Below are 24,659 nucleotides of genomic sequence, written 5' to 3'. Positions count from 1 at the left end.
TTTGATTTATGCATGAGATCTATTGAGTTAATGATTTGAAAGCAATGATTTTAAAATGACATTATCGGTCTTTATCCTTGCATTCTTAATGAATTCGCAATGTATTGTAGTTCCTGTTCGTCATTGATTAAGCCTTGCTGGATGGTGGCAATTTGCTCTTGAAGATTGCTTAGCAGTTCTTGGCATTGTGCGATAACTTCATCGCTATATAGATCAAGCTTTTGCCACAAACTATGTGAGATCTCGCTATATAAATGGTCATGGCCAATGGCTAAGATCTCGGTTGCATCATCAGCATAAATCACTTCATACGCCAGATGCTCAGCAAACTGTAACGGACTGAGAGGGGCATATTGCAGTTGATAATCCGATAAAGTATTTGCAATATGTCGTGATAGAAGCTGTTGAGCCTGTTGGGTCAGTGCACTATACAATTCATCCACCGCTTGCTGCTCGGCATGTTGCTCTAATAAGCTTGGCAGGGTTGCAATCATACTGCGCCATGTTTGCGTAATGATCTGCTGTTTATGTTGCAGCAAAGCGCTCATAGCATTGCTTAGCTGCTGCTGTAATTGATGCAGTTGTGGCACAACCTCAAGTTGTAAAGGCGTTAGAATTTGTTCTTGTAAATGATGTAACAAGGCTTCCGCAGGTTTACGCTGTTTATAAGCCAGAGCAGGTTGGATCAAATGTAAAAGTGCATCAAATAAACGATTAAAACCTGTCATTTGCATAGCCTGATCATTGAAATCCGCATTTTTCAACATCTGAGAGGAGGTTGAAATTGGCGATTGCAACAGCACAGGATCAACTCGCATTGCGATCAGTTGGTCAATAGCACGGGTTTGAACATCGGTTTCTTGCAGATAACGTTGGTCAGAGGTTTTATTGCATAGAATCTGGCAAATGTCGCCATCGACTTCATCTTCTTCAAAATAATCACTTCGTGTAAGCACTGGCAATAACGGTTTATGTCGGCGTAATTCCTGCCCCAAAGCCGCTAATTCTTTGACCTGACCGGGTGAGGAGGAACTACTGAGCCAAAGGACACCATCCGCACTATCCATAAAGCGTTGGGTCAATGTGGCATTTTCTGGCGTAACGGAATGGAGTCCTGGCGTATCCAGCAGGATGAGATTATTCGCTAAACAAACGCCTTGTAAGCGTGTGGTGGTTTCTGTGGCACCTTCTTTAAAACGCTCCTGACTATGGATAATTTGACCTGAGTCGAGATAAAAATATTCAACGCTTTGCTGGCGTCTGTGAAAACACTCTGCCAATACATTACAGAATGAACTTTTACCCGCATTGAATTTTCCGAAAATCAGCAAAATAATCTTATCGTCAAAATGATCTGCGATGGATTGTGCAGCATGTAGGGTTTCTAATTGTGTTTCCCAATGGCTGAGATAGCTTTCAAGCTGAGAATTGAGTACTGCGATGTCTTGGGCAATCTGACTATATGATGTCAGTCCAATGGGATTGATACGTTGTTTATTGAGATTGATCGCCAGTTGCTGATGCCAAGTGTGCATCTTATTTAAATGCAGGATGATGTCCTGTTCCTGCTGATCAAAAGCTTCGGTGCTCGCAATCAGCGTCTGAATCGAATCATGGACGGTCATTATACCTGCTCCAAAGTGGTTGATGCCTGTTGGGCTTGTATGATGAGCTGCTGTTGCTGCTGCAAATTAAGTAATTGCTGTTGCAACTGCATTCGATCAGAAGACAATTCAAAATAATGGGCAAATTCACCACGTAAACGCTGACGACCTGATTCTTCGACAAAAATAAGATTGAGATCTTTACGCAGTTTGACCGAGACACCCATCACCGCAACCATGACCGTATCTAGACTGCGTACATTACTTTTTTGCGTATCAGGTAAACCCACCACACCATAGCGCACCAGATGGCTATTGATTTCGATACAGGCACGAGAATAAGCCACTTGAATACGATTACGATCACGTTTGCCTGCGGTTACTTTATACATATTGGCAAAAGAATCTGGTTCTAGCGAATTATCCTGCCCAGAGATCTGTAGGACCGGTTGTAAATCTTGACGTACTTTATCTAATATTTGATTGAGATCACGCTCAAAATTTTGGCGTTGCTGCTGTAAGGTTGCTGTAAGTTGCTGAATGTTGTTTTGAATGGTTTCTAGGTGTTGGGATAAGCGCGTTTTTAGATCAACAATGATCTGTTTTTTTTCAAATTGACGTATTGCGGGGACTTGCTCAAGCATCCGATGAAGTGTGTGTTGTAGTTCGGGGATACCACTGCGTTGTACCAGTACGGGTTTGGAATTTTCGATACCTTGACGGTGCCGTGTAGCTGATACAGGTAGTACAGTTGCAGTTGGTGCTTGATTTTGAATGCTGCCAATAATCTGCGCTAAAATGGTTTGATCTGGAATCTGGTCAATTTGGGTAAGCAGCAGTAAGCTTTGTCGTTGGGTTTGCTTTGCATCTTGCTCGAATTGCTGGAATAAGTGTAATTCATAAGGATCAAACTCACCCTCACGTACCGAATGGACCATTAGGCGAATATCTGCTTTATTCCACATCGCATCTTGAGCAAGTTGATCATCGATTGTCGCCACATCAGCGTCCAAACCCGGTGCATCTAACCAACGGATATGATGTTGCAGATGTTCGGAGAGGGCCACCGTTTCTCGTTTATCCGCAACTGAGAAAATATCTTGACCAATAAGCTCATTTAACAGCCGGCTTTTACCATGATTATATTTGCCAATCACTGTAACCGTCGGAAATTGACCTGCCTGTAGAATGGCACGCAGTCGAGCCAGAGCTTTCGCATCTTCAGGAACAACGGTTAAAATAGTATTGCTTGCTGCATCAAAAGTATGAATATCCATCTAAATATCTTTTCCATAAAATAAATCAGGCTAAACCGTTACAGCTCGCCTGATTTCAAGATTCACAAAATGACTTTTAGCTGAATTAAGCTTGTAGGCGAGGGCGGTCAACCACATGGTTATCAACACCATCTACAAGGCGGCTAAGTCTGAGGTCAAATACCATTTCGGCAAATGGACCTTCAACACCGTTGGCTTGGATCGCTGCTGCATCTGTATGTTCGATTGCGTCAACCACAAGGCCTTCACGTGTTGCGTAGGCGAAGTCATCATAAGTGTACGGGTCGCCAGCAACGTTAATTTGCGTGGTTAGTTTGCGATGACCATCTGCAGATACAAAGAAATGAATATGTGCAGGACGATTACCATGACGGCCTAATTGATTTAACAATTGTTGAGTTGGACCTTCTGGTGGACAGCCATAACCTGCAGGCAGAATCGTTTGGACACGGTATTGACCTTGAGCATCTGTCATAATGGTACGGCGCATGTTAAAAGGCTGTTGTTCGCCAGTTGGGTCAAAGTGTGAATAGAAACCTTTGGTATTGGCATGCCAGATTTCAACTTGTGCATTTGGTAGTGGTTGACCATCTGCAGCGTAAATTGTACCGTGCAAAATCAGGGTATGACCATTTGGATCACTGCCATCATCCATACGAGCAAAACCTTGGGCAACAGGTGCACCTGCGACATAAAGTGGGCCTTCAATGGTACGCGGAGTTGGGTTCTCAATACCCAAAGCGGCATCAATTGCATCCATACGCATATCAAGGAAGTGGTCAAAGCCTAAACCAGGAGAAAGTAAGCCTGCTTCATGACTGGTACCTAGCTGGTTTAAATATGCAATTGCAGCCCAATATTCGTCAGAAGAAATCTCTAAATCTTCAATGGTCTTAAATAAGTCAGAAACCACCCGATGAATGATTTGCTTAGTACGAGGATTTCCACCGTCTTGCTCAAGTCCGCTGAGTAGGTTAATGAAATTCTGTACTTCTTCCGTCTCGAAAATTCTAATATTATTGGCTGTCATGGCTATCTCCTTAATCTTGCCATAATGCTGGTTTGCGTCATATCTTTTAAGATATGTTGTGCGTTGAGCCAGCATCATTCCTAATCTTGCTTGGTTCATAAATCCTTCTATATACCTTAATTGAATGTAATCCCCTTATCTAGACTGAATTCGGTATCTTTAAATACTTAAAAGGTATATTTAACCCGCTCAAATCATAAAACTGTGATGCTGTCATGCTATAGCTTGAAAATAACCATGTTGTTAGATCATTAAAAATAATAAAAAATATTTATTTTTCAATATCTTAAAATGTTTTTTATACATAAAAATTGTTTATCTAGGTTTAAAATAGCAGTGGTATGACTGAAAAGGTATAAACATATACCACATTATACATGGAAAATTACATTAATAATTCTGATAATGAGTAATGCTGATGTATTTTCTTAATTATATCATTTTGAATTTATTTATATTTTAAGGAAGTGCAAAAGTTTTTGTCTGGAGGATAAGACAAAGAACACCCTAGAACTTACACAACAAGAATTTCAAAGATTCAGGAAAGGATTTCCCATGTTAAAGCTAAATCTGCTTTATAGAACTCAACGAGTTGCACTTTATACGCTGTTTGGATGTCTGAGTATAGATGCTGCTTATGCCGAGTTTTTAGAAGAGAGTAACACCAGTATTTATTTACGCAATTTCTATAATGAACGTGACTACGAAGATACCAAGAATGACCTCGGCAGTTGGTCGCAGGCGGCATCTGGGCGCTTTGAATCGGGTTATAGCGACACTGCGCTACAAGTCGGTTTGGATTTTGGTTTTCAATATGCCCTACGTTTAAATGATCGTTATGATGAACGTTTAGATACCGTTTTTAAATATGACAAAAGTGAAGCCCAACAAGCACGGGATTATTTAAAATTAGGTGCCACCTTAAAACTTAAATATCAAAATACAGAGCTTAAAGTGGGGGAGCTTTTTCCAAAAACACCAGTTTTATTTATTGATGATTCTCGACAATTGGTGACGACCTATGCTGGGGTAATGCTAGAAAGCCAAGACATTCAAAATTTAAAACTGTCCGCAGGTCGTTTTACCCATGTCAATGCCCGAGATGATGATGAATATAGAAAATTCACTTTGGGCAACTCCACAGATCCCAACAAAAGAAGTGATGGTTTAAATTTTATCGGATTAGACTATAAGTTTACCCCAAACTTCACTGGTTCATACTGGTTTGGTCAGTTGGAAGATATTTACCAACAACACTATTTCAATGCGGTTTATACAGAAAAAGTCAATGAGACCAAGCTAAAAGTAGATGCACGCTATTTTAATTATAAAGAGGATGGCGATGCTTATTTTGGAAATATCGATGTCCAGTCTGTAGGATTACAAGCGAGTGCACAACATGGGCCAAATACCTTTTTAGCGGGTGTGCAAAAGCATATGGGTGAGGACAATATTCCACTTTTAAATGGTTATGTCCCGCAAGGATATTTACAGACTTGGTCTGCAATTGCATTTTATAAAGCGAAAGAGTTTACTTGGCATGCCTTATATAGTTATGACTTTAAAGATCATGGCGTACCAGGCTTGAAACTGACCTTGCGTTATTTGAATGGTAGTGACATTTATCGGGCTGGCTTTAAGGATAATAAAGAAACCGAGAAAAATTTGATTGTAAACTATACTGTTCCAGAAGGATGGTTAAAGGGACTTGGAGTGGAATGGCGCTATATTGATGCTGATATTAAATATGGTGTTGGAAACCTTCCAGGTAGAGATTTTGTGGAAAATCGTTTTATCACAACCTATACCTTTAAATTCTAATTTTTGCTCAATCCGATAAATCGAATGGTGCCCCTTATTAAAAATAAGGGGCACCATCTTTAGCAGTCAGGACATTTAAGCGTCCAAGTATAGTTAATCTGTAAAAACTGAGACACAAGAATATAATTTCTCCTAATTAACATTTTTAATTAAATCAATTGTATGGAGAAAATAAATTGTTTGATTCTAAAAAGCTTGCAATGCCACACCTTACATTCAAAGTTTAAATATCTTTGCGTAGGCGATACCTCCCTTTTCGAAGGGGTTGCCAAACCTTGCGCTGCAAACAAAGCAGTGCTTTGTTTTTGCTCATATTGAGCGAGGGGTACATCCTATACCCCCGCTCAACGGCGACATCCTTGTCGCCCCACGGTAGGATAACTATCTATGATTCAAAAGCACAAAAAGCGAATTGATAACCAGCAGTTTCTAAAAGTTTATACTAATACTTAAGCTTCATTTCTGATCAATGACTTGATGCAAAGTCAGTTGTATAAATAATTAGGTGGTTTGGCTATAAATAAGGATAAGCATAGTTAAATGCTTATCCTTTCTTCGTTAGTCAGATCATCAACAGGTATATGCCTAATAGGCAAAACTAAGCATTAATCTAAACAACCCCGCAATTAGAGCCAATGCTGCAAAACCGAAACACCACAACAAAATAAACCATGTTGCAGGGTTGAGTTGTTTGATGTATTTGTTCATCTAAAACTCCTTGATCAATGGTAGCCTTCATCACCAATACGGACTTTGTCTCGGAAAACCCAGTAAGACAAGAAGGTATAAGCGATAATAATTGGGATCAGAATTGCCGCGCCGACCAAGGTAAATTTAAGACTTGATTCTGGTGCAGCGGCTTGCCAAATTGAAACTGAAGGTGGAATGATATTGGGCCATAAACTAATTACAAATCCAGTAAATGCCAGAAAAACCAATGCCAGCGTATAAACAAAAGGTTTAATCTCATGTCGTTGCTTACAAGCATGTAAAATTAAACCAGAAAAGAGTACAACTAAAATAGGCACAGGGCTGAAATAGATAAGGTTTGGTAATGCAAACCAGCGCTGGGCAATTTCAGGATGTGTGATCGGGGTATAGATACTGACGGCAGCAAAAATAATCATTAACGTAATTAACAGCTTTGGCATCAGCGTATACATGATGTCTTGTAAACGCGCTTCCGTTTTTAAAATCAACCAGCCACAACCTAAAGTGGCATACATGACAACAACACCTAAACCAGTGAAAAGTGAAAAAGGGGTAAACCAATCCCATACACCGCCACTATAAATACCTGCAGTGGTTTGAATACCTTGGATATATGCACCAAGGATAACCCCTTGGAAAAAGCTAGATAAGATCGATCCCCAAATAAAGGCTTGATCCCATAAGTATTTGGTTCGAGTTGCTTTAAAGCGGAACTCGAAGGCAACACCACGGAAAATCAATGCGACCACCATAAATATAATGGGAAGGTATAAAGCAGAGAGTACCGTAGAATAGACCAGCGGAAAGGCTGCAAATAATCCCGCGCCGCCAAGCACCATCCATGTTTCGTTACCATCCCAGACAGGGGCGACCGTATTCATCATGACATCACGTTCTTGTCGGTCTGGAATAAATGGAAAGAGAATTCCAATGCCTAAATCAAAGCCATCCATCACTACATAAATCAGTACACCTAAACCGATAATGCCGACCCATATTAAAGCGAGATCAATCATGATGTTTCTCCTTATTTTGATCTAGCGGCGCTTGTTGTCCATCGATTGGATCATCCACAGCACTGAGGGGACGTAATGGGGTTTTAAAATGCCCTAAACCTGTTATTTCAGGATCTAAATGAGTTAAAAACTCAGGTCCAGATTTCATGAGTCTGAACATATAATAAATCCCTGCACCAAATACAACGGTATACACCAGTACAAAAATGATCAGACTGAGTCCCACTTGGTCTGCTGTTACGGTATGCGATAACGCATCTTTGGTACGTAATACGCCATAAACCACCCAAGGCTGTCTTCCTACTTCTGTTGTAACCCAACCTGCGAGTAAAGCGATATAACCCGTTGGGCCCATCACAATGGCAAATTTATGAAACCATGTAGACTCATAGAGTCGATTCTTTTTGCGTAACCATAAGGCTGTTAAAGACAGCAATACCATTAACATGCCAAGACCCACCATGACACGGAAGCTCCAGAAAACGATGGCTACATTTGGACGATCTTCAGCTGCAAAGTCCTTTAATCCAGTGACTTCGCCATCTAAGGAGTGGGTTAGAATCAAACTGCCTAAATAGGGAATACCGAATTCAGTTGTATTTTTTTCTTGTTGCATGTTTGGTGTCGCAAACAGCAGAAGTGGCATCGCATGGTCACGGTTGGTCTCCCAGTGTCCTTCAATTGCTGCCAATTTCGCTGGTTGGTGTTTTAAGGTATTTAAACCATGGTTGTCGCCAATAACCACTTGTAAACAAGAGGTTACCAGCACCATCCATAAACCCATAGAGAATGATTTTTTAATTAATTCATCACGACGACCTTTAAGCAGATGCCAGCCAGCTGTGCCCACAACCAATAATGAAGACACTAAAAATGCAGCTGTTGCCATATGTGCAAAGCGATAGGGGAACGATGGGTTAAATACAATTGCCCACCAGTCTGTCGGAACAATGATGCCATTTTCTATTGCAAAGCCTTGTGGTGTTTGCATCCAACTGTTGGAGGACAAAATCCAGAACATTGAAATACAGGTTCCAATGGCGACCATAAGTGTGGCAAAAAAATGTGCCTTTGCGGTGACTCGGCCCCAACCAAAAAGCATGATTCCTAAGAAGCCTGCTTCTAAGAAAAATGCGCTTAAAACCTCATAGGTGAGCAATGGCCCCGTCACACTCCCTGAGATACGCGAGAACTCACTCCAGTTGGTACCAAACTGGTAGGCCATGACAATGCCTGAAACAACACCCATAGCAAATGCAACAGCAAAAATCTTAATCCAGTATTTGAATAGGTCTTTGTAAACAGGGTTTTGTGTCCGCAACCACTTCCATTCCAGCAGTGCAAGGAAACAGGCTAAACCAATAGAGGTTGCAGGGAAAATAATGTGAAAAGACACAGTGAAAGCGAACTGAATTCTTGCCAGTTCTAGTGCAGTTAATCCGAGACTCATTGCATGCCCCATCGTTGCTTGAGGCATTGGACCACTATAGGCCCATGACCGTCATGATTAAGTTTGGAAAAAACCATAGATCGTTCCATAAAAACTACCTACTTAGAAATAATTATTATGATGTTGCACGATAATCTAGTTGGGATGTAGGTACAGAAAATGAGGAGAAAAAATATAACAGATTTTTAAAACATGGCTAAACTGTTATATTTTTATCGGCTGCTTTTGTAGCTATTTTTTTTCTTTAATGCACTACAAACTATGGATATATCACTCAATTTTAAGTTGAAAAAAGGTATGTACCGTTAAATTTAGCTTGAGTCATGATGAATATACGGATGTAAATGACAGTGTTTTATACAATATCTGAGTTAACCACGATTAAGCGCGCGAGCTACCAAATCAGCTTGATTATAGCGATTTGGGGTTTTGCATATATGTTGCAAAAACTGTTGAATTTACCCATTGCATCAGGTGTTTTAGGTTTTTTTATATTGCTGATTTTATTGCAAATGCAATGGCTTAACTTGGAAAAGGTGAGTCTAGGTGCCGATATTCTGTTGGGTGAGCTGTTGCTGTTTTTTATTCCACCAGTGGTCGGTGTGATTCAGTATCAGCAATTACTTTTGATCAGTGGTTGGAAAATATTTCTGGTGATTTTACTCAGTACCGCTTTGGTGATGGCAAGCTCTGTGTTGATGGTGAAAATATTCTTGCAACAGGATGATATGGAATGACGGAGTTGTGGGGAATTTTTTACTTGCTTTGGACGGTACTGTGTTACTTCTTGGCAAAGCGCTTATTTGTTTTTACCCAGAAAATATATTTTTCTCCGATTATTGTGGTGCCGAGTCTCAGTATTATTTTGATCTTTATATTTCAGCATCGCTTTCAAGACTATTACCAATATACCCAATATTTGGTTGCCATGTTAGGACCAATTACAGTGGCATTTGCGATTCCTGTATTTCGTTATAGAGCGATCATCAAACAATATTTTTTCGTTTTAATCGTCAGTTCTAGTGTGTCTATGCTGGTGGGGATCTTAAGTAGTTGGCTATTGGCAAGTATGTTCAATTTCGACGAAATTTTGAAAAATAGTCTTTTGGCACGTTCGATTTCTATTCCATTTGCCTTGGAATTGACTGAAAAAATTGGCGGCTCAATCAGTTTAATTCCCTTGTTTACGGTCATAACAGGCTTAGTGGGGATGTTATTTGGTGATTTTTTACTGTTATGGATGCGCTATAAAAACCGTATTGCACAAGGCGCCGCTCTAGGAAATGCCGCTCATGCGATGGGGATTGCGCGAGCAAGACAACGTCATGAGTTAGAAGGAGTGATTGCTAGTCTATCCATGATTATTTCAGGAATCATCATGGTGTTATTTGCACCCTTTATGATTTCATTGATGAGGGGCTGTTGATATTTCATAAATGGCTTGCGTTGTCGGCTAAAATTGAGCAGGCAAGGCATGAAACGAAGAGAATAGCGAGACTATTTTCGAGTTTCATAACGAAGGCTGAGATAATTTTAGCTACAACCCTGAGCAAGAACAAAGCACTGCTTTGTTTGCAGCGCAAGGCGCAGCGGGGGACTAGCGTGTTTTTTGCCGCTACGTTGTTACCTTGCGAAACGATGTTTCTCATCATTTAGAATGGCTAAATTTCGTATTTCGCGTCTAGTATCGTCTAAAAAACACACATAGTCGCAAACATAGGCGAATTTTCAACAGACCCCAAACATATTGTTTGATTTCATTTTATTTAGATTGAAAAATAACATTTAAGAATGAAGTCTAGACTGCATTTAAAGACAGTATGCAATGTGTAATATAATTGATTTACATGAATATTTATTTTAAACCTCCGTATAGGATTTTGTGATGATGCAGATTTTGTGCTACATATTTAATTGTATTTAGCCCTTGTCATATTCTAGAGAGGGTGATTTTATATTGGGATCATCAAAGGGATGATCGAAAGCAACTGCTGGATTTGGAATAGGCTTATGGATGGGTTATCTGAATTTTCTTGGCAAAATATTAAATATAACTTTTACAATACTGGAGAACTGCCAGAGATTGTGCAACGAGATTCACCTATTTTACAGCTTTGGGAAAGTGCAAAAAATTCGGGCTTAAGTCCTTTCTCCAAAATCACTGACTTAGACGAGTTTCCTGTCGCTGACCTTTCACAGGGCGATATAAAATTAGCCGCATTGGCTGAAGGTGTATTAAATGATGTCTGGCGCTTATTTGGGCAACAGGATGTTATCGTTTTCTTAATTAATCATCAGCTTAAAATTATTGCTGAACGTCACAATCCTGATTTAGATGACCAATATCATTATTTATGCACGGGTCGTATTATTGAGCCCTCTGTGTTTGGTGCGATTGCACCGACATGTAGTGTGATGTCTAAACAGCCTATGATCATGACAGGGCATCAACATTATCTGGATGAATTTTCAAATTATTCATGTGCATCGGTTCCGATATTCAATGGCTGTGGTGATGTACTCGGTGCTTTAGATATCACTTCACCACAAGGGCTTTTGGCGAGCAATTGGTTGCGCCACTTACTTTACCAAAGTTATATTTTGGAAAATAAGATTATTCAGGCAGCGCTACAATCTGAACAACGGGTCCTTTATTTTCAACATTCTAAAGATTTGCTGGACAATGCCTATACGGGCATGATCGTACTGGATCAATCAGGAAAAATCCTCAAAGCCAACCAAATGGCGTTGAAACTGCTAAATTGTTCTATTGAGCAATTGTTGCAGCAACCAATGGATCATTTTTTACTCACTGAGCATTTGAATCCATTAAATTCGAGTGATTGTTTTTTAATTCAAAGTTTTGACCATGCATTTTTTTATGCCCAGCTACGTAGTGTGAATGGGCAGTTGCAGAATAAAACAAGCAAAATCATGACACAGCATTTGCTTGATCAGGCGCTGAAAGCATTAAAAGCCGATATTCCTGTATTGATTACCGGAGAAACCGGCACAGGTAAGGATCATTTTGCTCAGCAGTTACATCAGAAGCTCGATGTAGATTTACCTTTTATTTCGATTAATTGCGGTGCAATACCAGATCATTTGCTTGAAGCAGAATTATTTGGTTATGAAGGCGGCGCTTTTACAGGTGCTAAACGGCAAGGCGAAAAAGGCTTAATTGAACTGGCAGATCAGGGCATACTCTTTCTCGACGAGATTGGTGATTTGCCTTTACATTTACAAGTGAAAATTTTAAGAGTGTTACAAGATCAGCAGTTCTATCGGGTCGGAGGACGTAAACCAATCAAGTCAGCATTTAAACTGTTATGTGCAACACATCAGGATTTAAAAAGTAAAATACAACAGCAGTCATTCCGCCGTGATTTATATTATCGTATTTGCGGTTTTCAGGTACATTTACAACCCTTACGCTTACGTCAAGATAAACAGGTTATTTTACATCACGTTCTGGATCAATTTGGTATAGCGCAATGGTCGAGCCATGTAGAACAACAATTTAATAGGCACGCATGGGAAGGAAATATTCGTGAATTAATTCATGTAGTGAAGCTATCCGCAGCATTTAAAGACAGTGAAATTTTAAATCATTTATATTTACCTGAAGCTGATTTAGCGATTCAGCAGCAAAGTAAGCAACTGATATTAGATGAAAATAAAAACTTAAATAGCTTGACCAAGCAAATGATTGTGCAGGTGTTACAAGAAGAAAATGGCAATATCGCAAGGACAGCGAAGCGCTTAAATATCTCAAGAACAACGATTTATAAATATATTGGCAATTAATTGTAATTTTCTATTCAGCCCTTTAGTTCATTTTTTATAAATTCAGCTGAAAGAGAGCCTGAAAAATTCAAGATGATCAATCCTTTACTTGTCCATGTGGGTTTTTCTATTAATTAATAGTCTTATAATTAATAGAATGAAAAGGACTAAAGTTATTAACAAATATGTATTCCCTTGGAATATATGAGAATTATATCCTTTATAAATAAACGTTGGTAAAAGTTCTTGTTGTGTATAACCAATTGAAGATTTTTCAAAAAAGTAGCTTAAAATTAAAGAATATAGACCAGTAAAGACAAAAAAAGAGAGTACTTTATTAATTTTATCTTTTATAAAAATAATAGAATTTAAGCTAAAAGATATAATTAATATTGAAAAAACAGCAGAATAAACGTTAATCCAGTATTCATAATTTTCCACGACTTCACCATACTAAAGCTTTTTTTCTAAATTCAGCTGAAAGAGAGCCTGAAAAATTCAAGACGCTCTATCCTTTACTTGTCGATGTAGGTTTTTTCTATTAATTAATAGTCTTAGAATTAAAAGAATTAAAAGGACTAAAGTTATTAATAGGTATATATTTCCATGAAAGATATGAGCCCTATAACCTTCAAAAATGAATTTAAAAAGCAATTCTTGTTGAGTGTAACCAATAAATGCTTTTCCAAAAAAGTAGCTTAAAATTAAAGAATATAGACCAGTAAAGACAAAAAAAGAGAGTACTTTATTAATTTTATCTTTTATAAAAATAATAGAATTTAAGCTTAAAGATATAATTAATATTGAAAAAACAGCAGAATAAACGTTAACCCAGTATTCATAATTTTCCACGACTTCACCCTCCTAAAGCTTTTTTTATAAATTCGGCTGAAAGACGACCTTCTCTGCGTGTTTTAGCAATGACTTTACCATTATTATAAATTATTCGTGTCTCATGTCGATAATCTTGTTTAGACATATCCTTTGTCCCCCCTCTATTTGGACTAGCAAAATCCGCATGCCCAATAACAACACTTCTTTTTTTACCAGCTTTGAATAAAGCAACTGATATTAAAGAGCTAAGAGTGTCTAGCTCTCCATCAAATGCACTATTACAATCATGTATTTCTATTTTTGATTCATTTGTAAAAACTTTAAAATTAATGTCTGAAATAATGAATGAATTTCTCCAATTAGCTCCACCAAAAAATTCATATTGATCCAATTTTGTTGATCTATTTCTATATAAATTAGATGATAAATTATTTGACTGAGAATATTCAAATGTCATTGATTTTTTTAAAGAAGCACTAATCACACTATAAAGACCTAGATCAGAACCATGGCTAAAAACGTCTAAAGATTGAATGGAATTTTCAGGTTGAACATTTATTAGATCAATAAACTGCCTCATTCCATTTGAAATAAAATAAGATTTCAGAGGTAGATCATTTTTATAATCAGCAATCACATTTTTAGAGGCATGAAAAAAAGCCCCATTATCTCCAAGAGATCGGGCACCACCGTATAGGACGAGGCGGGTAGGTGATTTTAATTTTACAATTTCTACTTTTGCAATTTTGGTTGTTGTAGTCTGATGTTGATCTACCATGAATCAGCCTCAAAAAGTTTAATTTCAATATCTTCTGCTTTTTCTGTAAATTCTAGTTTTTCTGTCATGCCATTTTCATCAGTGACACCTTCAATAGTACGACCATCAGTATAGGTAACAATGTATTTTACATTGCTATAGGGTTGATTATTTGAATTATTTACTAACTGATATTGACCTGAATATAGAGTTAAGCCTTGAGCTAAAAAGCTTGATGAGTTTGTATTCTTACTATAGTTTTCCCCTTGACTTGTTCCAACAACATGATCTTGTTTAGGTAAAATTTTAGCTCCACAAGTCAATAAGTCATCAACATAAGCAACAGCTTTGCCATCCATAATAATATGATCATGGCTTTTAACAATTTCAGACCAACATTTGCACTTAGGGCAAAAGTGACCATCTCCAGCACGTAGAAATAGGTTTCCCATTTGGGATGTTCGTTGTTGTGTTGCTTGGATGATTCCTCCATGATTTGTCATAGAGTTATGAATTGCAAAACCTTTAGCCATGATTAACACCTTTTTTGTACAAAAAGCCTTCAGGGGCCTTATCACCGATAAAGATATTTATAGCTACAGTGTTGTTAGGGCTATCGACAATCTCATCACCATTCTCTAAGAAGCTTCCTACTAACGCACTCGCTTTAACTAATCCACCATTTTTGCTTTTAGCTCCATTTACCGCAAGGTAATAGATCTTTTTCGGCCTATGCCGAAAATAAAGCTGTTCTGCTTTTATTGTTTGCTTTATGTCTTGTTGAGAAATCTGTTTTAACTGTTCAATTGGTAATTCATGTAAAAATTTAGGTTTCGTCATACTTAGTCCAATTATTGTTATTGAATGAAGAACATAGAGATTAAAACATAAAACCAACTATTAAGACAAATTTAATTTAATTGTTAATTATGTTTAATAATTTAAATTTATTTACTCAAATTCATGGCAGCCTTTGTTATAGCTTTCATGTTCTGATCGTACGATTTATTTAAATAGTAAATTTAAGAATTAGTCATATGTGTTTTTTAATAACTTATATTTTAATTTTTGTCTTATTAACATAATTTCGCTTTATCGTTCACGACCAGTTCAACAAACGCCATATTTAATTGTTTAGAGAATATTTCATCTACTCGTCAACATCGCTAACCCCCCATCCATATTTTTATGCCCTCAGTGATTGTCCATTGATTGGACAGTGTATTCTCAATGCTGTCCATTTATTGGACGCTGGGAATGTAACTTTATCTTAAGTCTATGATTATTAATTATAAAAATATTGGCACGCTAACTGCAAATATTCTATGGCTCATATTTGATTAAAACAAATCTATCAAACGATTTATCAAGTGTAGATGGTCGATTCGTCATGGATAAATCGATTGATTTTTGATTAAAAATTTAAACAAGTGCAATGAGCAGTGAAAAGGATGCTTGAAACTAAAGGGAAGAGATGATGTGTTTTAGCAATAAAAATAGCCTGCTTCTTATGTTGAGTGGCATGTTTGTACAGTATAGCCATGCGATTGACGTAAACGTGGGGGATTATACAGCGTTGCCAAAAGGCACCAATGCAGGTGTGTTCTATTATCAACATAGTCAAATGGAGGGTTATTATCAAAATGGTGAAAAAACCAGAGCTGAATCTAAATCGGATATCGGTATCGCGCGCTTTATTCATTACATCGACATCGCTGGGTTACGTGCAACACCTCAAATAATTTTACCGTTTGGAACAGTACGGCATACGCAAATTGGCGATACTGATTTAAACAATGCCTCAGGTTTTGCAGATCCAGTGATTGCTTCTGCATTTTGGTTGATTAATCAACCTGAACAAGGTTCATCGGGTCGTTATCTGGCATTTACCCCATTTATTTATTTGCCAGTTGGGCATTATGATCGAAATGATGCGGTGAATTTAGGCGAAAATCGATTTAAGTATGATCTTCAACTGGCATGGGTACAGCCGCTATATGGCAAGTTTGCTTTTGAACTTTATCAAGATGTGATTTGGTATGGAGACAACGATGAAGCAGGAAAGGGTGATCAAACACTTTCACAAGCGACCAGCTATCAAACTCAATTTAACTTACGTTACGACTTGAATTCTAAACAGAGAATCGCCTTCGGTTATGCCGCAAATTATGGGGGTGAACAACAGCTGGATGGAATCAAACTGGATCAGAACATGGAAAAGCAACAAGCGCGATTGGAGTTTCAGCAAATGCTGAATGCAAAAACTCAATTAAGTGCACAGTTGCTTTCAGACACACGAACAGAAAGCGGATTTAAGAAAGATTACGGTCTGAATTTTCGTGTGTTTTACATTTTTTAATTTAAAGCAGGTGTAACACATTGATTGCGTCATTTTTACAAGGATGCAGTTGGAACAGTAAAGCAATTGTCTAAATAAATTTTGAAGAGGTCATCATGTCTATATTCACAAAAGAGCTTTGGGATAAAAAATTATTTAACGGTTCATGGCAGTCAGCCCAAGACACCTACAGTGTGATTGAGGTAGCAACAGGTCAAGTGCTTGGTGAAATCGGTTATGCCACTGCCGCTGATGTGGTGAGTGCTGCACAACAAGCCAAAGCCGCTCAACAACAGTGGTGGGCTTTAAATTATCAAGAGCGTCAGGCAGTGTTTGAGCGAGCTGCTGCTTTACTGACAGAAAATCAAGCGGAAGTGATTGAGTGGCTGGTTAAGGAAAGTGGCTCATTACAACTGAAAGCAGGCTTTGAAGTGAGTATTGCGATTCAAGTGCTTAAACATTGTATTGCTTCACCTGCAACTGAACAGGGCACATTATTACCTACGCAAAATGGCAAACTAAGTATAGCGAAACGCTTGCCCTTAGGTGTTGTTGGGGTCATTTCTCCATTTAACTTTCCACTGTACTTAGCTTTACGTGCTGTGGCACCTGCTTTGGCCTTTGGTAATGCGGTGGTGTTAAAACCTGATGAGCGTACAGCAGTGTGCAGTGGCTATGTGATTGCACGGATTTTTGAACTTGCAGGATTACCAAAGGGGCTGCTGCATGTATTGCCAGGTGGGGTAGAAGTTGGTGAAGCACTGACTTTGGATCAAAATATTGCCAGTATCCAATTTACGGGATCAACCCAAGTTGGACGGATTGTTGGGGCGAATGCGGCAAAGACCTTAAAGAAAGTTTCTCTAGAACTGGGTGGGAAAAACTCACTGATTATTTTGGATGATGCGGATATTGAGTTAGCAGCAGAAAATATTGCATGGGGTGCATTTTTACATTCTGGGCAGATTTGTATGACTTCTGGCAAGATTTTGATTCACCAAAAAATTTATCAACAGGTCAAACAGCGTGTCATTGAAAAAGTGCAGAATTTTGTGGTAGGGAATCCTTGTGACAAGAATGTCACCATTGGGCCATTGATCAATGCCAAACAAGCGCAACGTGTAGAACAATTGGTCAGTGCTGCGGTTAATGAAGGCGCAACTTTGGAAATCGGCGGGCATGCCGATGGGGTATTTTTTCAACCGACTGTACTGACAGATGTGACTGCAAACAATTCGATTTTTAGTGAAGAGATTTTTGGTCCTGTTGCGGTATTGATCCCGTTTAGCTCAGATGAACAGGCCATTGAATTAGCCAATGACGGCGATTATGGGCTTTCAGCAGGCATTATTACCTCCAATGTGGGACGCGGTATGCAACTCGGTGCGCAGCTCAAAGTGGGCTTGCTACATATCAACGATCAGACCGTAAATGATGAAACGGTCAATCCATTTGGTGGTTTTGGTTCATCAGGTAATGGTACGCGTATTGGCGGCCCTGCCAATGCCGATGAATTTACCCAGTGGCAATGGATTACAGTACAGGCTCAAGCGCCACATTATCCTTTTTAAACAATTAAATAAATCATGACAGGACGTTATACCATGAGTGAATTAAAAGATATTATTGCCGCAGTGACCCCATGTAAAGGTGCTGACTTTGAGCTGCAAGCTTTAAAAATACGTCAGCCGCAAGGTGATGAAGTATTGGTAAAAGTGGTTGCTACAGGAATGTGCCACACCGATTTGATTGTACGTGATCAATATTATCCGGTACCGCTGCCTGCCGTCCTTGGACATGAAGGGTCAGGAATTATTGAGGCGATTGGCCCTAACGTAACCGAGCTTCAAGTCGGCGATCATGTGGTTTTAAGCTATGGTTATTGTGGGAAATGTACCCAATGTAATACTGGTAATCCTGCCTATTGTTCAGAGTTTTTTGGACGAAATTTTAGTGGGGCAGATTCAGAAGGACAACATGCACTTTGTACCCATGATCATGGCGTGGTTAATGATCATTTTTTTGCCCAATCCTCCTTTGCAACCTATGCTTTAAGTCGTGAAAATAACACGGTTAAAGTGACCAAAGACGTACCAATTGAACTATTAGGACCATTAGGTTGTGGTATTCAAACAGGTGCTGGCGCATGTATAAATGCTTTAAAAGTGACACCTGCCAGTAGTTTTGTGACTTGGGGTGCTGGCGCTGTTGGTCTGAGTGCTTTACTTGCGGCAAAAGTGTGTGGCGCTTCGATCATTATCGCTGTTGATATTGTTGAATCACGTTTGGAATTGGCAAAACAATTGGGTGCAACTCATGTGATCAATAGTAAAACTCAAGATCCTGTGGCTGCGATTAAAGAGATTACTGATGGTGGAGTCAACTTTGCATTGGAATCTACTGGGCGACCTGAGATATTAAAACAAGGTGTTGATGCGCTGGGTATTTTAGGCAAAATCGCCGTGGTAGGTGCACCTCAATTAGGCACAACTGCACAATTTGATGTAAATGATCTGTTATTGGGTGGGAAAACGATTTTAGGTGTCGTTGAGGGGAGTGGTTCGCCCAAGAAATTTATCCCTGAGTTAGTCCGCTTATATCAACAAGGGAAATTTCCCTTTGACCAACTTGTAAAATTCTATGCATTTGATGAAATCAATCAAGCTGCGATAGATAGTCACAAGGGTATTACACTCAAACCGATTATTAAAATTGCATAATCTTGTATGGCATGCTCATTGATGAGCATGCCATTTCTTTGATTATAAGTTTTTTAAGTTTAAATTTTGGGTTTAGTTTTAGATTTTAGGTTTAGTGTTTTAAGCTAGTTGGATGAGTTTAGCGCTTTCTTCGCTTTTCCAGTAATTTTCCAAATAATAAACCCAGCTCAAACAATAACAACATTGGGATCGCAAGCATAATCATGGAAATTGCATCAGGTGGTGTTACAAACATAGCGATAAAAAAACAGCCCACTATAATAAAGCGGCGTTTTGCAATTAAACTCTGAGTGCTAACCACACCAATTAAAATCAATAAAAGTGTGATCATTGGAATTTCAAAAGTTACCCCAAACACCAAAAATAACTTTAAACAAAAGCTGAGATAACTATTGATATCGGTCATGGGTGCGACGGTTTCGGGAGAGACGCTAATGAAAAAGTGCAGAATAGAAGGCAGTACAATAAAGTAAGCAAAGGCAATCCCTGCGTAAAATAATAGGATGCTACCTAACAACAAGGGAAGTGCCAGTGATCTTTCTTTTTCATAAAGTGCGGGTTTAATAAAGCTCCAGAGCTGATAAATAATAAAAGGCATTGCCAGCAGAATCGCCACAAAAAAGTTAAGCTTAAATGGTGCCATAAATGTTGCAGTAACATCTGTTGCGATCATGGATGAATTGGCAGGAAGCTGAGCTCTTAACGGTTCTGAGAGTAGTTGATACGTTCGATTGGCAAAAGGCAATAAACAAAAAAATAGTGCGAATAGAACCCCTACCGTTTTAAACAAATGTTGACGAAGCGCCACCAAATGTTCAATCAGTGGCATTTGCTGTAGTTCTTCAGACGGTAGGTCTTTTGCAATCACAGCGGGTGATGAAGATTGAGGGAGCTGTGTATTCATGCGATCACCTTTAATTTTACCGGAGATGAGGCTTTAGGCTCTGTCTGATGATCATCAGATGCTTGTTGATGCTGTAAATAGTTTTGCAAATAATAGGGTGTAAATACTGAGTAATAGGCTTTATTATTCAATAAGTCACGATAAATCAAACTGTTAAACTTTACTGTTTTTTCAGTAGCGCTGCTTTGTAGCTGTTGTTTAGCGTCGCTTGCCTCTGTTTGCTGCCGAAGTTCAGCAAGTTGGGATTGCATTTTTTGTTCAAGCTCGGCCATACGCTGCATTTCTTGTTGGACTTGCTCACGTAGTTCGGATAACCCGAGTTCACGGTCAATATCTTGTTTGGCATTGTTCACAAAATGCATGAGTTTGGCATACCATTTCCCCGCGAAACGAGCGGCTTCTGGCAGTTTTTCTGGCCCAAGTACCAGAAGAGCGATAATGCCAAACACAAAAAGTTCAGACATTCCAACATTAAACATCTATATCATCCCTAAACTTAGCTGTTAATGGTTGAGTCGGATGGTTTCTTGGTCTCCTCATGTTCAAGTGTGTTGGTCTCTTTTAATGCGATGTTTTCTTCCTCACGCATTGATTTTTTAAAGTCTTTGACTGCGCCGCCAACATCTTTACCAATATTTTTAAGCTTAGATGTCCCGAATAATAAAATAACCACAATTGCAAAAATGATCACATGCCAAATTGATAAACCAGCCATAGTGTTCTCCCTTGTTATTCCTGTCCATGAGAATTGATTTTTACTGTATTGAGATCAACATCCATTGATTCAATTCATTGTTTTAAATAACCTAATCATTTAGGGTCTTACATTTAAAAGCAGTGCATTTAAAATGAATAGGTTTTGAGCGAGTAGGGTATAAGTTAAGTTTTTAAAAGAGAAAATTTCAATAAATTCACAAGAATTTTTTCTCTTTCAGCATCATTTTCACTTTGTTTGTCCAGTCAATTAAATTCCGTTTAATCCTTGGGATATTCTTGTTTAAATCGTTTTTTAATATCGAAATAGCATTGAAAATAATCATTGCCATGTTTCAGTGGTTGTTTTAGTCATCTCTCCTGTAATGGATAAATTAAGCAGATGAGGCTTGAGTTACTTTGGGCTATTCGACTTGATTAAACAACAAGCCGCTCAACTGGATTGCTGATCCACTATATCTGTACCATACCCCATAATCTGATTCTGTTCCAATGCTTGAATAAGATCATCTTCCTTTATTTTCGAGTTAGGCCTAAGCTTAATAGATCGCATTGAGCGTGTTGATTTTAAATACAGGTATAGCCAGCATCCGCCGTAATGATTGAACCTGTGATTAGACTTGAGGCATCTGAAGCCAGAAATTGCACAATAGACGCAATTTCATGCGCTTGCCCCATACGTTTAGCCGGTGTCATATCCAACCATTGATTGACTAAGTTATCTTGGTTTTCAAGGTTTTTTAATAACGGTGTTTCAATATAGGTGGGGGCAACAGCGTTCACCCGAATATGGCGTTGAGCCCATTCAACTGCAAGCGATTTCGTTAAATGATGCACGCCTGCTTTTGAGGCATTGTAGTGACATTGCGGTTGTGGCACGTTGACAATCTGTCCTGACATTGAACCAATATTGATAATCGATCCTCGTCCAGCATCCAGCATTTGACGGGCAAAGCCACGACAAGTCTTAAAGATGCCAGTCAAGTTGATGTTGATGACATTATCCCACTCCTCATCTGTCATGTGCTCAGCTGGGGTATTCGTCACAATGCCCGCATTACATACCAATATATCCAGCGCTGGTAATGCTTGAGCAAGCGCGTTAATCGCTGCACTATCCGTGACATCTAAGCTTTCCGCACGTGCAAGATAGCCCTTGGCCTTTAACGCTTGTACAGTTGTTGTTGCACGATCCAGTAAGATGTCGGTACAAATAACTTCGGCGCCTGTCGCTGCCAGTGCTTCAGCAATTGCTGCACCTATGCCTTGACCTGCACCTGTGACCAGCGCCAGTTTATTACTTAAGTCCATTTTCTTGTGATAATCCATATCTTTTCTCTTTGTCTTTTTCATTTTATGTGATGAGTGAGCATCGTAACGGTTCACCACGTAAACTGCGTAATGCTTCTTCAGCGGCTAAGCGCTGTAAGGTATCTACCGATGTGTCAGAAAAAAAGGCCGCATGTGGAGACATGCTTAAATGAGGTGCTGTACGTAAAGGCGAGTCTGCTGGTAATGGCTCTTGTGCAAAGACATCCAGTCCTGCGCCTGAGATTTGTCCACTGAGCAAGGCTGTGGCTAATGCTGATTCATCAATCAGTCCACCTCTTGAGCAATTGATAATGATTGAACCTTGAGGCATTTTTGCAATCGCCTCCGCATCAATTAAATGACGTGTTGCAGGAGTCAGTGGAACATGTAGCGATAAAACATGGGCAGAAGAAATCACTTGATCCTGTGACATCAGGTGAACGCCTAGTGTTTTTGCTTGCGCTTCAGTGACATATGGGTCAAAGCCAATCATATGACAACCAAAGGCTGCGAGGCGTGAGGCATAAGCTTTCGCAATACGTCCCAGCCCGATTAAACCTACAGTGGTATTACGCAACGAACGAATACCTGTAACCATCTGGTCGATCTTCCATTCACCTGCGCGGATACCTTGGTCATACTGATTGAGTTTACGTGCCATCATCAAGGTCATGGCAGCCGCATGATCAGCGACTTCTTCAATACCATAATCAGGTACATTACAAACCTGTATCCCAAGTTGTTTTGCTGCGACGAGATCAACATTATCGACACCAACCCCATAACGTACAATGGTTGCACCAGTTGCCATGGCCTGCATCACACGATGGGTCATTGGTGCAAAGTTGTTGAGTACTACATTTGCTCCTGCAACGGCTTGTACTGTTTCTGCTTCACTACGGCATTGAAATGCTGCAAAACTTGCCCCAGCAACTTGCGCGGCCGCTTGCTCATGTCGTGTATTACCAAAGGCTTGATCAGTGACCACTAATTTCATTAGAGCACTCCTCGTTTTACTAAATTACGCATCAGTGCACGGGTTCCATAAGTCCATGGTTGTGCTTGATCAGCATAAACAACAGTATTGCGTAATGTGCCTAAAAGCGGAGTTGAGATTTCGACCACGTCACCAGGTTTATGGGTAAAGCCAGAACCTTGACCTTCTCGATCTTGTGTTGGCGCGAACATTGTGCCTAAAAATAACATAAAGCCATCTGGGTATTGATGCGAGTCATTGTAGGTTTGTGCGACCAGATGCGCGGGTTTACGACTGATTTCCGCCATATTGGAGTGTCCCGACATGCTGAAACCATCTTCTGCACCAATTACAGACATGTGAAGCGTGGCATTCTCAATATCGCTAAGGGTGAAATCTGAGTCAAATAGACGGATAAATGGGCCAATTGAACATGATGCGTTATTGTCTTTTGCCTTGCCGAGTAATAGCGCTGAACGGCCTTCAACATCACGTAGATTGACATCATTGCCCAGCGTCGCACCACGGATATTGCCTTGGCTATCCACCGCCAACACTATTTCTGGCTCAGGGTTGTTCCATGCTGAAATCCGATTAATCCCCACTTGTGCACCATAACCAACAGCAGACATGGGTTGTGACTTGGTGAAGACTTCGGCATCTGGCCCAATCCCGACTTCGAGATATTGTGACCATAAACCTTCAGCGATCAAGGTCGCTTTAACTTCTGCTGCTTGTTCAGAACCTGCTTGAATATTCGATAAACTGCCACCGATTAGTGTACCTATACGTTGACGTAATGCTTCGGCACGAGCTGGATCACCCGAGGTTCGTTCATCGATGACACGTTCAACCATACTTTTGGCAAAAGTAACTCCACAAGCTTTTAAGGATTGAAAGTCACAGGGTGCAAGTAAGCAAGGACGATCTGCGTGGTAACCCATTTCGGTAGGATCAAGCACCAAATCTTCAACTCTTCCAAGGACTTCACCTGTGAGTTGGTCAAAACGACCAGCAGGATCATGGTCAAGAAAATCAGTCATTGAGATGACCGACTCAGTAACATCAATCAGTATGTTGTCACGTAAGATGACAACCGATGGCCCTTTGTGAGGAAGCCAAACACGTCCAACCAATTTGGCGCTGTTGAGTGATGTGGGTAACATGGAGAATCCTTCCTTTGTTTATCATTTGTTCTATCTAGTAATACTACTTTTTAATTTTAGCTTTGGTCAAGTAGTGTATTGAGTATATGCAGATATTATTCGCTTACATTAATGGGTTTTTAATATATTTATTTGTTTTTTATTTATAAATTATTTTATTTTTATTGTTGGTTTTGATGTTTTCCCAAAGGGTTTTCAGATAATTTATAAATTATTGTTGCATAAAAATAGTATTACTATATAT

Annotated in this window: 22 protein-coding genes; 7 read left to right on the top strand and 15 right to left on the bottom strand. The window is 39.3% G+C overall.

Annotation, left to right across the window (positions count from 1 at the left end; genetic code table 11):
- Positions 1-71 precede the first annotated feature (71 nt).
- The 3 genes from FHR28_RS12665 to catA form a co-directional block, all read right to left on the bottom strand.
- A complete protein-coding gene (locus FHR28_RS12665; RefSeq protein ID WP_166782735.1) occupies positions 72-1,625 on the bottom strand; it encodes a dynamin family protein in 1,554 nt (517 codons plus the stop codon).
- Positions 1,625-2,881, bottom strand: a complete 1,257-nt coding sequence (locus tag FHR28_RS12660) for a GTPase (protein WP_166782734.1) — start codon at positions 2,879-2,881, stop codon at positions 1,625-1,627. Before FHR28_RS12660 ends, FHR28_RS12665 begins: the two co-directional genes overlap by 1 nt.
- Positions 2,882-2,966: 85 nt before the next feature.
- Positions 2,967-3,911, bottom strand: coding sequence for a catechol 1,2-dioxygenase (gene catA, locus FHR28_RS12655; RefSeq protein WP_004721555.1), 945 nt, complete (start codon positions 3,909-3,911; stop codon positions 2,967-2,969).
- 555 nt (positions 3,912-4,466) lie between these two features.
- Between catA and FHR28_RS12650 the strand changes: the two genes are divergently transcribed.
- Positions 4,467-5,732 (top strand): OprD family outer membrane porin, encoded by a 1,266-nt coding sequence (locus tag FHR28_RS12650; RefSeq protein ID WP_166782733.1) that lies wholly within the window; start codon positions 4,467-4,469, stop codon positions 5,730-5,732.
- A 585-nt stretch (positions 5,733-6,317) separates the two neighbouring features.
- Here FHR28_RS12650 and FHR28_RS12645 read toward each other — a convergent pair.
- The 3 genes from FHR28_RS12645 to FHR28_RS12635 are packed head-to-tail and all read right to left on the bottom strand — an operon-like array spanning position 6,318 to position 8,909.
- Positions 6,318-6,440: a DUF2474 family protein gene (locus tag FHR28_RS12645; protein ID WP_004721553.1), complete on the bottom strand. Its 123-nt coding sequence runs from the start codon at positions 6,438-6,440 to the stop codon at positions 6,318-6,320.
- A gap of 14 nt (positions 6,441-6,454) precedes the next feature.
- Positions 6,455-7,459, bottom strand: coding sequence for a cytochrome d ubiquinol oxidase subunit II (gene cydB, locus FHR28_RS12640; protein WP_034617970.1), 1,005 nt, complete (start codon positions 7,457-7,459; stop codon positions 6,455-6,457).
- Positions 7,452-8,909 carry a cytochrome ubiquinol oxidase subunit I gene (locus FHR28_RS12635; protein WP_056513011.1) on the bottom strand — a complete coding sequence of 486 codons (1,458 nt, stop codon included), beginning with the start codon at positions 8,907-8,909 and terminating at the stop codon, positions 7,452-7,454. Before FHR28_RS12635 ends, cydB begins: the two co-directional genes overlap by 8 nt.
- A 344-nt stretch (positions 8,910-9,253) precedes the next feature.
- Between FHR28_RS12635 and FHR28_RS12630 the strand changes: the two genes are divergently transcribed.
- The 3 genes from FHR28_RS12630 (at position 9,254) to FHR28_RS12620 (ending at position 12,716) form a co-directional block, all read left to right on the top strand.
- A complete protein-coding gene (locus FHR28_RS12630) occupies positions 9,254-9,646 on the top strand; it encodes a CidA/LrgA family protein (protein WP_081409330.1) in 393 nt (130 codons plus the stop codon).
- On the top strand, positions 9,643-10,335 hold the full coding sequence (locus tag FHR28_RS12625; protein WP_166782732.1) for an LrgB family protein: 693 nt from the start codon (positions 9,643-9,645) through the stop codon (positions 10,333-10,335). Before FHR28_RS12630 ends, FHR28_RS12625 begins: the two co-directional genes overlap by 4 nt.
- 584 nt (positions 10,336-10,919) lie before the next feature.
- The gene (locus FHR28_RS12620) at positions 10,920-12,716 is read left to right on the top strand and encodes a sigma-54-dependent Fis family transcriptional regulator (protein WP_166782731.1); all 1,797 of its coding nucleotides are present in this window, start codon (positions 10,920-10,922) and stop codon (positions 12,714-12,716) included.
- A gap of 835 nt (positions 12,717-13,551) precedes the next feature.
- On the opposite strand, the gene FHR28_RS12615 is transcribed toward FHR28_RS12620, so the two are convergent.
- From FHR28_RS12615 to FHR28_RS12605, 3 genes are read right to left on the bottom strand one after another with little or no spacing between them, the layout of a single operon-like run.
- The gene (locus FHR28_RS12615; protein WP_166782730.1) at positions 13,552-14,307 is read right to left on the bottom strand and encodes a hypothetical protein; all 756 of its coding nucleotides are present in this window, start codon (positions 14,305-14,307) and stop codon (positions 13,552-13,554) included.
- Entirely contained in the window at positions 14,301-14,819 is a 519-nt protein-coding gene (locus FHR28_RS12610) for a PAAR domain-containing protein (RefSeq protein ID WP_166782729.1), read from the bottom strand. Before FHR28_RS12610 ends, FHR28_RS12615 begins: the two co-directional genes overlap by 7 nt.
- Positions 14,812-15,126 carry a hypothetical protein gene (locus FHR28_RS12605; protein WP_166782728.1) on the bottom strand — a complete coding sequence of 105 codons (315 nt, stop codon included), beginning with the start codon at positions 15,124-15,126 and terminating at the stop codon, positions 14,812-14,814. Before FHR28_RS12605 ends, FHR28_RS12610 begins: the two co-directional genes overlap by 8 nt.
- 637 nt (positions 15,127-15,763) lie before the next feature.
- Between FHR28_RS12605 and FHR28_RS12600 the strand changes: the two genes are divergently transcribed.
- The 3 genes from FHR28_RS12600 (at position 15,764) to FHR28_RS12590 (ending at position 19,344) form a co-directional block, all read left to right on the top strand.
- On the top strand, positions 15,764-16,645 hold the full coding sequence (locus tag FHR28_RS12600; protein ID WP_166782810.1) for a transporter: 882 nt from the start codon (positions 15,764-15,766) through the stop codon (positions 16,643-16,645).
- A 95-nt stretch (positions 16,646-16,740) separates the two neighbouring features.
- On the top strand, positions 16,741-18,195 hold the full coding sequence (locus tag FHR28_RS12595; protein ID WP_166782727.1) for a benzaldehyde dehydrogenase: 1,455 nt from the start codon (positions 16,741-16,743) through the stop codon (positions 18,193-18,195).
- Positions 18,196-18,228: 33 nt separating this feature from the next.
- The gene (locus FHR28_RS12590; RefSeq protein WP_166782726.1) at positions 18,229-19,344 is read left to right on the top strand and encodes an NAD(P)-dependent alcohol dehydrogenase; all 1,116 of its coding nucleotides are present in this window, start codon (positions 18,229-18,231) and stop codon (positions 19,342-19,344) included.
- Positions 19,345-19,462: 118 nt separating this feature from the next.
- On the opposite strand, the gene tatC is transcribed toward FHR28_RS12590, so the two are convergent.
- From tatC to FHR28_RS12560, 6 genes are all read right to left on the bottom strand, one after another.
- Entirely contained in the window at positions 19,463-20,248 is a 786-nt protein-coding gene (gene tatC, locus FHR28_RS12585) for a twin-arginine translocase subunit TatC (protein ID WP_166782725.1), read from the bottom strand.
- Positions 20,245-20,727, bottom strand: coding sequence for a Sec-independent protein translocase protein TatB (tatB, locus tag FHR28_RS12580; protein ID WP_166782724.1), 483 nt, complete (start codon positions 20,725-20,727; stop codon positions 20,245-20,247). The genes tatC and tatB overlap by 4 nt, the downstream gene beginning before the upstream one ends.
- A 17-nt stretch (positions 20,728-20,744) precedes the next feature.
- Positions 20,745-20,963 carry a Sec-independent protein translocase subunit TatA gene (gene tatA, locus FHR28_RS12575; RefSeq protein WP_004721526.1) on the bottom strand — a complete coding sequence of 73 codons (219 nt, stop codon included), beginning with the start codon at positions 20,961-20,963 and terminating at the stop codon, positions 20,745-20,747.
- A gap of 566 nt (positions 20,964-21,529) precedes the next feature.
- Complete coding sequence (locus tag FHR28_RS12570) at positions 21,530-22,291, bottom strand: SDR family NAD(P)-dependent oxidoreductase (protein ID WP_166782723.1); 762 nt, start codon at positions 22,289-22,291, stop codon at positions 21,530-21,532.
- 25 nt (positions 22,292-22,316) lie between these two features.
- Entirely contained in the window at positions 22,317-23,270 is a 954-nt protein-coding gene (locus FHR28_RS12565) for a C-terminal binding protein (RefSeq protein ID WP_166782722.1), read from the bottom strand.
- Complete coding sequence (locus FHR28_RS12560) at positions 23,270-24,415, bottom strand: fumarylacetoacetate hydrolase family protein (protein WP_166782721.1); 1,146 nt, start codon at positions 24,413-24,415, stop codon at positions 23,270-23,272. The genes FHR28_RS12565 and FHR28_RS12560 overlap by 1 nt, the downstream gene beginning before the upstream one ends.
- Between the last annotated feature and the right edge of the window lie 244 nt (positions 24,416-24,659).

Origin of the sequence: Acinetobacter sp. BIGb0196, assembly GCF_011759595.1 — a bacterium.
GTDB classification, from domain to species: domain Bacteria; phylum Pseudomonadota; class Gammaproteobacteria; order Pseudomonadales; family Moraxellaceae; genus Acinetobacter; species Acinetobacter guillouiae.
The sequence above is the reverse complement of the archived record's forward strand: the minus strand, read 5'-3'. Positions and strand labels throughout refer to the sequence as shown.